The sequence below is a fragment of the Sphingobacterium sp. Ag1 genome (genome assembly GCF_000988325.1).
In the GTDB taxonomy this organism is placed as follows: Bacteria; Bacteroidota; Bacteroidia; order Sphingobacteriales; family Sphingobacteriaceae; genus Sphingobacterium.
This window is the reverse complement of sequence record NZ_LBGU01000031.1, coordinates 23,216-38,783: the sequence shown is the minus strand read 5'-3', so window position 1 is coordinate 38,783 and position 15,568 is coordinate 23,216. Positions and strand designations below refer to the sequence as shown.

Genomic DNA, 15,568 nt, shown 5'->3' with positions numbered 1-15,568 from the left:
GAACGCTTTAAAAGAGCTCAAAAATTTATTTTAAAACAAAAGCAGACAAACAAAATTTGCTAATTTTAGTTTATATATTAGCAAGCTTAAATGTCAACTTTACGATCTGGAATGAAAAAAGTAATTTATCCATTACTCTCCCTCTCTTTATTACCCTTATTTTCAATTGCGCAAGAGACGAAACTCACTGCTGATGATCTCTTTGTAAAAGCGCGAAAGGTAGCCTTTGATTCAAAAGATTATCCGCAAGCCATTCAATTATCCAAACAGGCGCTACTTCAAGCACCGGATTACACCGATATTAGCATCTTTCTCGGGCGGCTTTATACCTGGTCGGATAAAATTGATTCGGCAAGAACCATCTTCACAGAACTGGACAAAAAGAATACAAGTGATGAAGATTTCTTTTTAGCCTATGCCTCATTGGAATATTGGAATGATCAGACTGACAAAGCTATTGCAATTACAGACAAAGGACTTAGCCTACATCCGCAGTCGCAGGATCTATTGCTGTTAAAAGGTAAAATTAGTTACGGCAACGATCATTATGAAGCTGCCGAAAAGGCAATTCATCGTTTATTGGCAATTAATCCTAAAAACACAGAAGCTCGAGCACTGGCAAAAAGTATTGAAGAATATACGGCTAAAAACGCAATCGGTCTGACCTACAACTTTGTCTATTTTGACAAACAGTTTGATCATAATTGGCACATTGTCGGCTTAAGTTATAAGCGGGCAACACCTATAGGGTCAGTTATTTTCAGGACCAACTATGCAAATAAATTTGCAGAAAATGGCGTACAATTCGAGATGGAGGCTTATCCTCGTCTTTCAAAGATATTTTACCTCTACGTGGGTGCTGGATACTCCAATAATGTGGGGATTTTTGCGAAATATAGAACTGGCGTGTCTCTCTATGCCAATCTTCCGAACAGCTTTGAGGGAGAGATCGGATATCGTCAGCTTTATTTTAGTGACAACATCTGGATGTACACGGCTTCAGTAGGAAAATATTACCAAAACTTTTGGTTCAATCTGAGGACTTATCTTACACCGGGCGAAAAGAATATTTCCCAATCCTATACCGGAACAGTCCGCTATTATACAAAAGGAGCAAACGATTACTTCGGATTTAGTGCCGGAACGGGTCTGAGCCCCGAAGAAAACCGAAATAATCTATTGGACAACGCTTCCTATAAATTAAAGACATTCAAAGTAGGTGCCGAGTATAACTTCTCGGTGAAACAAAGTAACCTATTTTCAATTTCGGGCACCTATTATAACCAAGAATTCAGGCCAAAAGAGAAAGGAAATCAATTGGACATCATCCTTGGTTATATTCGAAAATTCTAGTTCTTCTTTGTTCTATTAAAGTAATTTGTATACACACTGTCTGGAAGAAGTCGCTTCTGGGTATAAAAGAGTTTGTTCTTGCGCTTAAATAGTTCAAAGCGCTTGGACAATTCTTCTCTTGCATTATCCGAGGCGGCATCTTCATTGAGTATTCCATCCAATTTATACAGTTGTCCATCGGAAAGATGGTAACTGCCTTTTACAAAATCAATCAATTGATTTTTACTCTGCATCATGGCAATGCCATCTCCCTGAGCTGAAGTGCCCTTGTCAAGGCCCTGACCGATCCAGGTAACTTGTGTAGGAGTTTTCATACCAAAATTCTCGCGATAGTAGGCCAATATGGAAGGCGCGACATCAAATTGGCTAACAAAATTATGAAAAGTCTTTGGCCCTTTCAAAAGTGGTGAATAAATCAACAGTGGAACATGATAACGATCGATTTTGCTTTGCAAGGGTATCTCAGGCATCGCGTGGTCCCCAGTTATGACAAAAATAGTATTTGCAAAATCTGGTCTCTTTTTATATTCATTAAAGAACTGCTCCATCGCATCATCTAGATTCAGCACCGAAACAAGCTGGGTACGGTTTTCCAAAGCCCACTTTTTTTGTTCGGGTGTAAGGTTCAATGTTGCGATACGTTGATCAAATAGTTGCTCATAATGAGCCGCATTATTAATCAAAAACGGATTATGGGTTGATAGTGTCAAAAGAACATGGAAATAAGGGTGTTCCTGTACCTTCTGTACTTCAAGAAGTTTGCTAAAGACAGCTTGATCTTCATATCCCCAGCTCTCCCCACCCTTTTCGGGTAATTTTTTATAAGGAGGTCCGAATGCGGCTTGGTCCATGAGCATATCTATTTTATTATAATCCATGAACTTTTTCATGAAATCAAAATTAGAATGACCGCCATAGAAAAACCCAGTATTGAATCCATTACTCTTCAGAATATTAAATAGATTAAAGTTGTCAGGCAAGGTGTCTTGTTCCAGGAATCCATGTGTTGCAAAAGGCAACGAACCTGTTATGGTCGGCAAAACGGAAAATGTCCGACCCGAGGAACTCATATTATTATCCCAATACAAAGACTGTTGCTTCAATGTACCTATAAAAGGTGTAAAGTTGCCAATATAGCCATTTTCAGCACTATAGGCATGTCCTAAACCCTCGATAACAAGAATGACCAAATTGGGTACTTTCGCCGTTTTCTGCATGTATGCCCCTAGGAAATCTTTAGTATCCTCTTTTTTCAAAAAGGGAAATTTAGTATCTACCACTTTTGCATCATCTTCGTCTTTATTGAACATAGCGAGCATCCCAGGGTGCTCATCCACGTAATTAGTGAAATTGGAATCGAAAAAATAACGCCACTTACTCCGGCTTGCATTGGCGACGAATTCATCTTTTTCGGAGCTCCCCCCCAAAAGCGAAGCCGAGGAGACAAAAAACGATATGATCCCCAAAGATAACAGTGCAATACTCGCATAAGCCTTTTTGAATGTCTGTTTATTGGCAACCCAAAGGGGAACCCAAGAAATTACGATCAATAACAGCAGCAAGGCAATATTGGTAAAACTCAACATACCGCTAGCCTGCAGAATTTGCTTCATCTCTTCCGAACTGTAATAGAACATATCAGCCCCAAGCAAATTTCTCGATTCGCCAAAATACAGGAATAAGATGAATTGCATAACGACAATAAACGCAAACGATATGACCATAAGAAGTCTCGCCCAAAAACTGCTTATGAACTGAAGCAATAAATAGCCGATTCCCAAACAGGCTAAGGATTGAAAGAGAAACAAGATGTTATCCAAGAACAGGTATTTCCCGGCATGTGACTCCGAAAGCTGAACAAATCGACGGCCGTACCACCACCATTCTACGCCAACGGATAACATATACAAGGCAAAGAACACCAACATAACAGGTCCTAAGCTCTGTAACGACAGATTCAATCGCTGACCGAGGTATTTCCAGACAGACTCGTTCGCATCTTTTTGTTGAAAGCCTTGTCGTGTCATTTCTCCCCAGCCGTGCTGCTTGCGAAAGTAATCAACAACCCCCTGTACCCCAGCTTTAACAACGATTGGGTGAAAGTACAAAGGTTCTAGTATCGCCGTAGTTATCAGCGTGGAAAGATCTCGTTTCTTCGAATAAACCTGATGACTAACAAGATCAACTAAGATGGCATAGATCGAATACAAAATTCCGGAAGCAATTACCAAAGCAAATAGCGCAACGAAAAATGGCCAATTGATGATTCCCAGAATAAAAAAGATCAGAAAAACAATATAGCCCGTAAATTCGACAATGGGTCCTAAGAATTCAAAGAAAAACCAGTAAGGCATACTGAGCATACCAAAACGGCCATATTTGGGGTTGAACATGAGTTTACGATGTTTCCATAAGGTTTCCATCGTGCCCCGCATCCAACGATTGCGCTGCTTACGTAACACTTCTTTTGACTCAGGTACCTCAGTCCAGCACAATGGATCAGGAATGTTGACCACCTCGTAGGCTTGCTTTTGCTCCTCCATATAGCGGCGCATACGAACAACAAGCTCCATGTCTTCTCCCACCGTATTTCGGTCATAGCCCCCGCACGCTAATACGATCTCTCGGTCAAAAGCGCCAAATGCCCCAGAAATAAGAATTAATCCCGAAGCCCTGGACCAAGCCATTCGGCCTAAAATAAAAGCACGGATATACTCCAAAGCCTGCGTACGTCCCAACCATGATTTTGGAAGATTAACGTCGACCACCGAACCGTTCACGACATTACAGTTATTAGCCAAACGTATAACTCCGCCACAGGCTATAACGCGTTTATCGGTCTGCTCCAAAAACGGCTTTGCTAATTTCAGAATAGCATCCTGTTCCAAAATGCAGTCCACATCAATACAAACGATATAATCTCCCGAAGAAATATTAACGCCAACATTGAGCGCATCAGCTTTGCCGCCGTTTTCCTTGTCAACGACAATCAGCTTCTTAAAAGCTGGATTTTTGCTCTTATAGATTCCTCTTATATCCTTGGTTTCAATAGTTCCCTGAACAAAAAAGGACGTTGGTTCAAGTTCATAAGAAGCTATCAATTTCAAAATTGAGTCGTCTTTACTACCATCATTAACGATGATGATTTCCAGATTATGATAATACAGCGACAATAATGAACGTACGTTTTCAACGATGGTCATCCCTTCGTTGTATGCTGGCGCAATCAGACTGAATGTTGGCGCGTTGGGGTTGGTGGCAATAATACTATAATCCGTAAATGTATTATTGTGTTTGTAACGAAACACCGCTCCATAAGCGTATAGCCCTATCCAAGTATAGATAATGAATACTGCTGCCGAATAAAGCAAAAATAACCAAACTATAATTTCGTATACGATATGGGAAAACTCTAACATTTTTTCTCTTGCAAAGCGTGTTTAATAATTTGTGTAAGTTCGTCGTATGTATCTTCACGTTGTGAAATCTCGCGCAAATACTGTTCTTCGCCCAGTACAACGAGTACTTCTGCGGCAGAAATTTTAATTGACACCTGGGTATGATTCCACAGTTGATCCTTCAGAAAATATTCACTTTCTTTACTTTTGGCAATCTTCATCGCTTTAAGGATTTCAATCTGAACTTCGATTGGTTGCTGATCAAAATTTTGTATAAATTGCTGAATTGTCCCACTGTTCTCAATTGCCTGCAATGTTCGTATGGCTTGTATACGGACCTTCGTAGATGGGTGATCCAATAAGTTAAAAACTTCCGTATAAAAAGTCATCAATCTAAATTTTCGGATCAAGCGCAACGTAAATACGACGACAGAATCATTTGAACTCTTAAGCCAGGTATCCACATGTAACTCCGAAAGCTCGGGTATTTCATGAATAGAAAACAATAAACGTAATTGTTGCCAGTCTGATAAGGGACGATCAAAATGATCCAAAAAACCAAGCCCTTCGTACCCTTTAAAACTCACGATTGCATATTGTGCTTCTTGATATACTGCAGTGCGGGAGTCATTAAGCTTGGCTGTTATCTCAGGGATTGCCGGTTCGACATTCATCGCAGCAAGCTCTTGAACCCCACCGGCAACCAAATAAGCTTTTCTATGCCGAAGCTTTCGCCAAGCTTCATCTTCCAATTTAAAATCATGAAACAACCTATTGATCGATTGTTTTGCCCCACCAGAAAATTTTCTATCGGAGTCAACTAAAACATCCAAAAAAAGAGCCCGAAAAGAAGGTTCCTTCAGGTATTTAGCAAACTCCAGATCTCGATCGCTATTCTCATCGCCGCCAACAATAGTTTCCATAATTTTGTACTCGATGATCTGTCTCCACGATTGCCTATTGTGCAGGATTCTATAGCTATAAAAGCTGTATCCAAGTACCGTGATAATCAACAATAGTACTAAAATCAATACGATAACAATCGCCAGAATAAGCTCATGTAGCTCGATGTGGTGATGCATAATTTAACTTTATTTATTTTATCAAGCGTTTTATCCTAAGAATCAGTTCGTTTGGACTAAATGGCTTAACCATAAAATCCGATGCGCCTAAATCAAAAGCATCGACCACGACCTCTTCTTGGCCCATACTCGATAATACAATAACCGGGATTTTCTTTCCGATACTCTTTATTGCCGAAAGAATTTCAATACCAGAAGCAAAGGGCATCATAATATCCGTTACAACTAAATCCAAATCCAGCTCATTAATTTTTTCGATGGCTTCACGGCCATTTCTGGTCAGCACCACTTCGTGTCCTTCTTTCACTAATTTGTGTTCAACAGTACGCAGTATCAATTCGTCGTCTTCCGCTATTAAAATCAACATATCATTCTTTATTTAAGATTTTTGTAATTAATTCCAATCCGATATCCATTTCTTGCTCGATTGCCACAAAAGCGATCGCAAGGTCTGTTTCAATCGTTGGGCTGGTCTCGAGGTCTTTGGTCATTTGGGCCAGCTTGATAAGTCCGGCTGTCGATGAAGTCCCCCGCAACTTATGAAGGAGCTCTTTGATACGTACAATATCATTTGTATCAATGGCCTCCTTTAACTGCTTTCTAGACCCCGTTATTTCCCGGACCACCAAATCCAGAAAAAAGGTTAAAAATGCAGGATCATCACCAGCCTGTTCTTCCAGGCGTCGCATATCCAGATGCTCGTCCAAATCCTCTAGATCCGAAGCGTCGGCGGCACTAGGCTTTACCGATAACATGGCTTTTTCCAAGGCCTTGAATAAATCCTGTTGACGAATAGGTTTAGCTAGAAAGTCTGACATTCCCGCTTCCAGACAGCGTTCCTTTTCGCCCGAAATATTACCGGCAGTAACACCTATAATAGGTGTCTCAGCATAAGCTGACATTTGCCGGATCTGTTTGGTTGCTTCAATACCATCGACCTCGGGCATCTGAACATCCATCAAAATAAAATCAAATTGTTTTTCTTTGCAAGCACGAATGGCTTGGGCTCCGTCAGAAACTTCGGTTAACTGGGCGCTAGGCATGATGCTAGCCATCATGCGTAAATTGAGCGCCATATTAACGGCATTGTCGTCTGCCAAGAGCACCTGAATGTCTTCACCATACGAATCCGATGACAACGATAAGTTTGCATTTGCTTTTAACTGCACGGCATCTTCCCTATTTTGTTGTATGGCTCTCCGCAAGGTCAAATAAAGTTCCTCAGATTTAATGGGCTTAAGTAGACAGAATGACCGTTCCTCTTGTCTAAACGCTGAAATCACCTCATGCTCTTCTGAGGAGGTGTGCAGCACGATCAATGGGATGCCTTCCTCTTGTTTTCTAAAGAGTTCCTTAATCTTTTCTATCGTTTCCAGACCCGATAAGATAGGCATATGATAGTCCATTAAAATCACATCGAATCGTTCACCTTTCATTAGCAACTGTAAGGCTTCCATACCGTTTTCTGCGAGGACAGACTCAACGTTTTTGTAGGCCAACATATGTTGAAGGATAATTCGATTATTAGCATTGTCATCGACAACGAGGACACGATTTAAAGGCAAAGCGGTATCTTCATCCTCCATTTCTTCACATCGGACCTCAATATCAAAATAGAAGGTCGATCCGACGCCCACTTCACTTACCAGATTTAATTTACTACCCATATATTTCAACAGGTTGTTGGAGATTGTCAAGCCTAGTCCCGTGCCGCCGTACCGTTTACTGACGGAGCTATCTTCTTGTGTAAAGGCATCAAAGATGCGTTGTTGTTTCTCTGGTGGAATTCCTATCCCCGTATCTCTAACCGAAAAACGTAAGGTTAATTTATCCTCATCGTTGCGAAGTTTACTGATCTTAAATTCAATCTCACCTTTTTCCGTAAACTTAACGGCGTTACCTAATAGATTCACCAACACTTGCTTAATACGTGCCTCGTCAATCCAAACGAAAGCCGGCAGCCCCTGTTCAATGTTCAAAAGCAGTTCGACTTCTTTGCGTTGTGCTTGATAGAGAACAACATTAATAACCTGATTCGCGACATCATATACATTATACTTATCGACAAATAATTCAAGCTTACGGGATTCGATTTTTGAAAAGTCTAAAATATCATTAATAATATTGAGTAAGCTATTTCCAGATTCATTGATATAGCCTAAGTATTGTAACTGTGTGTCATTTAATGGTGTTTTTAATAACAAATCGGAGAATCCAATCACACCGTTCAATGGCGTTCGAATTTCGTGACTCATATTGGCGAGGAATTCGGACTTTGCCTTACTCGCCAGATCGGCCAGTTCCTTCGCTAATTTTAATTCATCATTTATTTTAACCGATTCAGTGATATTTTGTGTAAAAATAATGATCCCACCTATACTTCCATCAGCGAGATGCCACGGTCTTACTTCCCAATTGAAATGTTGTGCTTCGGCAAGTCCACCAGCCTGTATGACTTCATCCGTATTCTTATACGGTATTCCCTCCAGCGCATCAAGGTAGATTTTTTTTCTATTTTCCGGTATATTTGGAAACAATTGAAAAAAGTTACTATTTGGCGGCAAACTTACTCCTTCGTGAAAATCTTCCAACCATTGATTACTCACCGAAATATAGTTAAAGTCTCGGTCAAACATAGCAACCGAAGCAGGAACATAATCCACAAAAGCCCGTAACATAGATTCTTTGCGTTCCAGTTCCAAGAATAGCGATTTACTTTTATCAATATCCTGAATAATTCCAAAAACACGTTTACACACATCATTTTCAAATTCGGGAATACCTTTTACCCGCACCCAAATTGATTCACCGTCTTGTTTTAATAGACGCAATTCGGTATCATAGGGTGTTCTTGTTTTAACGGCGTTTTCAAAAATTCTACGCAAAATAACCTGGCTTTCCGGCTCATAAAATCCGATTGCATGTTCAAAATCAGGTGTAAAATCAGGATCCACACCATGAATTAACTTCGTGGAGTCGGACCAATAGACCTTGTTTTCAGCTAAGTTGACCTCCCATCCGCCTACCTGAGCGACAGCATTGGTCTGCTCCAGGATTTGTTTGGTATGCAAAAGATCATTTTCAAGGCGCAGTCGATCCGTCATATTCAAGGCCGTACTGACAACATAAGATCGTCCATTTTCATCGGTTTCCAACATATTGTGGTATAGCCAAGAAATGTCTTCACCATCTTTTGTTTGAAGAACCATCATTCCCGAGTCCTCTTTGTTGCTTGCAATACGTTTGAGATAGTCTTCAACCAGACCGACATGATGAGACGGCACCAATTGCTTGAGGTTAAGTCCTTTTACCTCTTCTTTCGCATACCGCAATATCTCTCTTCCTTTTTCATTGACAGATAGAATATTACCGTCCATGTCATGCATGCTCATCAGACCGATCGCATTTTCAAAAAAGCTACGGAATCTACGTTCGGAATTCTCCAACTTGAGTTTTTCTTCGCGCTCTTTTGTTACGTTTCTGCCAAAAGCCAAAATGTCATGATTTATCGGATCATATTTGAAATGCCATTCAATTTCAACAACTTGGCCATTCTCTATTTTAGTCCTACTCGTCGATTGAACGCCGTATTTGGTTTCCTCAACTCGACCTAAGTCCGACACTAATTCCCTTTCAGTATCTCCCAATAAGGTAAAAATAGATTTACCTAAACTATTGGATCTGGACAATCCCAGGACTTTACTAAATGCAGGGTTAACTTCTTTTACCTTACGCTCCTCATCCAATACACAAATAATATTGTTGGTCAAGTGAAAAATTTCGGAGAAATAACCAGCCTGAACTTTTCGTTTTTTTCCCAATAATATTTTGGTAACTGCCTTGCCCAGCTCCTCCAACGAGTCTTTTTGTTTATCCGAAAGCGTTTTCGGATGGAAATCAATAACACAGATCGTTCCAAGCGCATCGCCATCGTCATCCAGGAGTGGAACGCCGGCATAAAAACGGATATTTCCCTCGCGAATCAATGGATTGGAAGATGAGCGTGGGTCTTCAAAAGTATCTTCAATGACGAGGACCTCCTTACTCATTATGGTGTATTGACAGACTGTATTCTTCCTGTCAACGGTATCCAGCTCCATACCAACGCAACTTTGAATACGTTGTGTGTCTTGCTCCATCATGGCAATTAACGCTGCAGGACAATCTGTAATCAAACAGGCCGCCTGCGCAAAAACATCCAGCTCAGGGTCTTTCCCGAGTCCCATTAACTCATAGGACTTTAATTTTTCTATCCTTCTTAACTCATTTTCAGGAAAAACATTATTTGCCATTCACTTCTACTATTTAGATCTGGTTTATTGTGACCGTGAAGTTAATAAAAACATTGTTTAACGCCTAAACAATAAGGAAATATTGCTCAGATAAATGTTTTATAAAGAACAATCAACCGCAAAAATAGTTGATGCAGTAAAAAGATTATTCATACGCCTTCTTCATAATTTAGTTATTTACTAATTGAATTTTATATCGTTTTTACCTTATTAAGAAAGCGGGAACTTTAATTCTACCGTGCATTTGGATAAATTGATCCAGAAAATAGCTTAAAAACGAAAGAGCCCCGCTAAATGTGATAGCGGGGCTCTGCGATAGGTATAAGTTAAAAAAGTTTTTCAATACTCTGTTCGGCATAGCCGGCACTTGCTGTCATTCCCTTCCCTCCGATACCGGTTCTAACATGTATCCTTGAGCTAACGTCGATTTCAAGAATATGATCTTTGTGCTGCGAATAATAACCTGCCCAAGAGGATGAAATCGAGGCACGCTCCATCGGCATGATACGGTTGGCTTCTGTAATCATCAATTCATTGATATAGGAATTCACAGCGAAGCCCAATTCATCCAGTCTGTTGCCCGCTGCATATTCGTGCGAATCACCGATAATAATACTACCATCCGTGGCCTGTTTAAAGAGCATATGAATTCCATACTTGCGTAGCTCCTGATAGTGATCAGGCAACGGAATTGTTTGAAAAGATGGGCAGTATTCTTCAAAACTCTCGTATCGACGAATGGTCAGTCCTGTTAAAATATTCCCTGGCAAATGAATATGGGCCAAAGGTTTCGTTCGCATCATTTGCAACTTGCTAATTTCAAGCCCACTATTGTCAAATAAGGAACGATATAAAATTTTAAACTCGTATCCATTGCAAATAAGCAATTTCTTCCCTTCAAAGTTTTGCAACGTACTGCTTGTGACAACAACGGCATCATTTTTATCCTCGCAAGCCACAATTGTCGTATCGTATTTCAACGTATAGTCCACAAACTTATTTTGCATATAAATATGCAGCTGTCTAATCATTGACTCGGGTTCTACACTGAGTTCCTGCGGAAAAAAGATAGCCTCTTTAACATAACTAGCATTCATCACAGGATATTTCAATAAAACCTGTTCCTTCGACCAAAGTTCATGTTCATATCCTTTCACCTGATAATGCTTAGATAACTCATGAAGTACCTGAACTTCATCATTATCTGAAGCAATATAGATACTACCATTTTTTCTAACGGATATATCCATCTCCCACTGAATAGATTGATATATTTCAAGTCCACGTACACCATAATCAAACCATTCTCCGGCCATCCCCGATGGCACAACTTGTCCAAAATTACGAACGGTAGATCCCACGGGAAAATTATCCTTTTCGAGTTGGAGCACACGTAACCCCTTTTGTAACGCATGATAGGCATGAAAGGTCCCTAAAATCCCGCCCCCAACAATAATTAAATCATATGTATTTGTTTTCATCTTTATAAATAGAATATCATAAAAAAGTATAGTTAACTAATTTGTACTTCTCCTTTTGTCGCATGCCAAGGAGCCAACAACTCATCGTCGCTTACTTTCATCTGTTCTTTTTTTCGAATAAAATAAAGTAGGGAGAAGATGCCCAAAATCGCTCCGATAACAGACGCTAAAAAGACCAATTGAATAAAGTAATTGCCCCAAGTAACAGAATTTGGCATAAACTCTTTGTTCACCAATATCAGAAAACTACCCAAATAGCCGATTGAATCAGCCATATACATCACAAAACCGATATTACTTTTCATACGATATGTAGCGATCATTCTTTCAAAAAATATAGCGTTATAAGGAATGTATGCCATATATAACCCCAAACCGACGAGCAACATCCAACTTAAACCATCAATCCATTGCCTCGTAAACAAATAGGTAGAAATACCTGCAGTAAGGAAACCCATAATGATCATATAGTGAATCAACTTAAACGCTTTAAGATTGTTTTTAACCATGATAAGACAACTGACCAACAGCAATACAATTAAGGAAATAGTCCCATCAACTTTTGCAAAAATACCCGCTCCTTTTACATGTAACATCTGCCAGATTTCTACCTCAAAATTATCCCGTACGTCGCGTAAAATAGTAAGCATCGTGTACACGATAATCGTTAATACAATACCTGGCATAAATGTTTTAAAAAATTGTTTTCGCATTTTCCCATCCATAGCAATGCGCTCTGTCCGTAATTTCTTGTCCTCTTCTGTAGGTCCCGGGGCATTTTCGAGTATCCACACGCACAAAACAAAGGGCAGAAAAAAAAGTAAACCCGTCAAAAATGGCATCCAAAACTCGTTAATAGGAAAAGAAGACATCAGCCACCGCCCAACAGTTTTTATCAGTCCCGAAGCAAAAATCAGACTCACGGACATCACTGCCCCCATAATCTCTGTAAACCGTCTTCCTTCCAAATAACTAAATACCAATCCCCAAACCATTCCCAACGGAAAACCATTGATAAAAAGAAAAACTACATTCCAAGGTCTTGGACAAAGGGCAAATGCCAAAAGACCCAACCATGAAATACTAATCAAACCGATCAAATACCGTCCTCTATTACGTTGTTTACTTTCAGAAATAAATTTAATTCCATAAAACTTTGACAACAAATAGCCCAGCATTTGAATGATCACCATACAAACTTTATAATCGACACCAAAAATAGTATCATCTGCAAAAGCAGAAGCCGTAAATGACTTTCTAAATGAATACATACTCGTATAACATAAAAATGCCGTTATAGCTAGAATAATAGCCACAGATTTCTCATCCAGCCCTTTTATGCGTCTTTTTATTCGTTGGTTTAATTCCATCATTTAAACTTGTTAACAGACCTCATTGTCCGCAATCAAAAGTAAATTTTGGAAATTAACACTAGACTAAACTTTTGTTAAGTATTTATAAACAAATATAACTATCCATTTCCAATACGAAAAGTATAAAATAAAAAAGCATCACTGAATGATTCAATGATGCTTTGATACATAACCTGTTATGAACTATTTCTTATTCTCAAAAAAATATACAATTAGCATGACCGCTTTTTCACTTCCAACATTGCGTGGTGTATGTGACAATCGTCCATTAAAAAAGATCGAATCGCCTTCTTCTAAGCTAATTTTTTGATCATTGAAGATATACTCCACCTGTCCGCTAATGATATATTTATATTCATAGGCTTCGGTCTCAACCATAGGTCGCTGTGCATCAGGATGCAGCTCCAAAAGAACAATGTCCATGGTCGAACTATCTATCGCAGATGTGAAAATTCGTTTATAATGGAAACCTATCGCCGACTCTTTTTCAAAGGGACTATACGTATCTTTTTTCCGAACGACCACAGGGCCTGAATCCAATTCAGAATTAAAATCTTTAAAAAACTCGTTAAGATCAATATTCAGTGCATTGATGATATTAATCAATACGAGTAAGGAAGGTATTGTTCTGTTATTTTCAATTTGCGAAATAAGTCCCTTGCTTACCCCCGCTCTATCCGCAACTTCCTGTATCGTAATTCCTTTTTCTTTTCGGATTTCCCTAATCTTATTACTAATCTTGAATATCGTATTATCTTCCATAATTTGGCCAAAAGTAAACATTTTTCCTATGTCGCGTATATTAAGTTTTTAGCACTTAATCATAGGTCTCCTATAAAATTATAATATTTCACTGTTTCCGGAAAACTGTGGTTCAATAACAGTAGATTTTTCATCTTTCATTTTGCTCAGCATTGGTGAGTACTATTGGTAAACTTTAACCCAGTCAACACGCATCTCAACGGGTAGCTTGTCTTGATTTACTTCACCAACCCAGTTTCCGCCCAACTGTTGGTCAATCAAAAGGTAAAAGGGTTGATCGTATGGCCACTGAGAAGGGTCGACATCATTAATTCTTGGGTAAGTAAAGGTATCAACACCATTCACCTGAAATACGATGCGGTCGGGATACCAACTTATACCATATATATTATATGCTTCAGTGCTGACCGAAGCGGTACCAAAATGTTTCGGATTCTCCTTTTGCCCCAGATCCAACGTATAATAGGAATGCGTGGTCTGGTATATGATATTGTCAAAATTAAGATGCTCCATAATATCGATTTCACCATTTCTAGGATATTTCCCATACTTGTCCAACTCCGCCAGCATCCACATGGCAGGCCATGCGCCTTTTGCACTTCCAAGCTTGGCTTTGATTTCTACGCGTCCGTACTGAAAAGCAAACTTCCCCTTGCTCCATATCCCGCCTGTCAAAAATGGTCTTGAATCGCTATTTTTGTCTGCATTTTTTATTCCTTTAAGAATTAACTCACCATTTTCCCATCCAAAACAGGCGTCATCCATGCTCATATGCCGATTCCAATCGGCTTCCCCTGCTGGAATCCGGGACCATTTACTACTATCTAGCTTTGGGGAATTGAAGTTTTCTTCCCATACCAGCTTCCATTCTTTAAGCTCACGATCCTTCTTTTGCATATACACATAAGGATATTCTTTTGGACTATAATGAACACTACATGCAGAAAACAGTAAGAAAAAACAACTTAGGCTTAGGACTCTCTTCATAATTAAAATAGTGGTTTCGCAAAAAATGATTTAGGCCTAAATTTAGACATAAATTACCATAACCGACAACTCCGCTAAAAATTAATAGAAACAAAGATTCAAACGCAAAAAATGAGATTGCGCAAACTCCTTAAAACATAGGGTGAGCATTTGCCGCGTTCTTAGGTACATCTTGCTGCGCGTCCCAATGCTCTACGATTTTACCTTTTTCCAATCTGAAGATATCGATTGTCGATTTAAGGCTACCATCTGGATTCTTATTTTTTAGGTGTATGAAGACCAAATCGCCGTCCGAAGCAATATGCTGTACATCAATCTTTGTCTTAGGCTGCCCTTCAAACCACTTTGTCGCAGCGAGCTTAAACGCTGCTGCTCCATCCGCAACAGCGGGATTATGTTGGATATACTGAGGAGAAATGTACTTGTCAACTGCAGAAATATCCTTATCACCAAACATTTGCTGATAAAAATCTAAAACGATTCTTTTATTCTCTTTGTTTTCGTCAAGTTGTTTTTTCGCAGCTTCCTTGGATTCATTTGTTGGAGATTGCTGACAACCCAGCGTTAGCAATAAAACAGAGAAAGTCATGACCCTAACTATTGTTCTATTTTTCATCTTTAAATCTATTTTAATTGAAGTCATCGATTCACACCCCACCTTAGCACAATCCAATTTACCTAAATTATACAATATATACTGCTTTTATCTGAGGTCTTTTACACTATTAAATATTGGCATGATAATTGGATTTATCATTGATAGTATAATATTCAGAAATATACATTTCATAAATTTAGGTTAATAATTGGTTAGGTTAAACGCCTGAAGCTCCCAACTTC

10 protein-coding genes are annotated in these 15,568 nt (G+C 39.3%); 1 reads left to right on the top strand and 9 read right to left on the bottom strand.

Features of this window, described 5'->3' with window-relative positions; genetic code table 11:
- The first annotated feature begins 111 nt into the window (after positions 1–111).
- Positions 112–1,353 carry a YaiO family outer membrane beta-barrel protein gene (locus AAW12_RS07305; protein WP_053003574.1) on the top strand — a complete coding sequence of 414 codons (1,242 nt, stop codon included), beginning with the start codon at positions 112–114 and terminating at the stop codon, positions 1,351–1,353.
- On the opposite strand, the gene AAW12_RS07300 is transcribed toward AAW12_RS07305, so the two are convergent.
- The 9 genes from AAW12_RS07300 to AAW12_RS07260 all read right to left on the bottom strand — a co-directional run bounded on the left by AAW12_RS07300 (position 1,350) and on the right by AAW12_RS07260 (position 15,344).
- Entirely contained in the window at positions 1,350–4,772 is a 3,423-nt protein-coding gene (locus AAW12_RS07300) for a sulfatase-like hydrolase/transferase (RefSeq protein ID WP_046672954.1), read from the bottom strand. The genes AAW12_RS07305 and AAW12_RS07300 overlap by 4 nt on opposite strands.
- Positions 4,766–5,833 (bottom strand): HEAT repeat domain-containing protein, encoded by a 1,068-nt coding sequence (locus AAW12_RS07295; protein WP_046672953.1) that lies wholly within the window; start codon positions 5,831–5,833, stop codon positions 4,766–4,768. Before AAW12_RS07295 ends, AAW12_RS07300 begins: the two co-directional genes overlap by 7 nt.
- Before the next feature lie 13 nt (positions 5,834–5,846).
- Positions 5,847–6,200 (bottom strand): response regulator transcription factor, encoded by a 354-nt coding sequence (locus tag AAW12_RS07290; protein ID WP_046672952.1) that lies wholly within the window; start codon positions 6,198–6,200, stop codon positions 5,847–5,849.
- Position 6,201: 1 nt separating this feature from the next.
- Entirely contained in the window at positions 6,202–10,125 is a 3,924-nt protein-coding gene (locus tag AAW12_RS07285) for a response regulator (protein ID WP_046672951.1), read from the bottom strand.
- A 326-nt stretch (positions 10,126–10,451) separates the two neighbouring features.
- Entirely contained in the window at positions 10,452–11,606 is a 1,155-nt protein-coding gene (locus AAW12_RS07280) for a TIGR03364 family FAD-dependent oxidoreductase (RefSeq protein WP_046672950.1), read from the bottom strand.
- 32 nt (positions 11,607–11,638) lie between these two features.
- On the bottom strand, positions 11,639–12,979 hold the full coding sequence (locus AAW12_RS07275) for a DUF5690 family protein (protein ID WP_231585224.1): 1,341 nt from the start codon (positions 12,977–12,979) through the stop codon (positions 11,639–11,641).
- 183 nt (positions 12,980–13,162) lie between these two features.
- Positions 13,163–13,741, bottom strand: coding sequence for a helix-turn-helix domain-containing protein (locus AAW12_RS07270; RefSeq protein WP_046673028.1), 579 nt, complete (start codon positions 13,739–13,741; stop codon positions 13,163–13,165).
- Between the two features lie 162 nt (positions 13,742–13,903).
- The gene (locus AAW12_RS07265; protein ID WP_053003562.1) at positions 13,904–14,728 is read right to left on the bottom strand and encodes a glycoside hydrolase family 16 protein; all 825 of its coding nucleotides are present in this window, start codon (positions 14,726–14,728) and stop codon (positions 13,904–13,906) included.
- Between the two features lie 130 nt (positions 14,729–14,858).
- Positions 14,859–15,344 (bottom strand): ester cyclase, encoded by a 486-nt coding sequence (locus AAW12_RS07260; protein WP_046673027.1) that lies wholly within the window; start codon positions 15,342–15,344, stop codon positions 14,859–14,861.
- Positions 15,345–15,568: the final 224 nt, after the last annotated feature.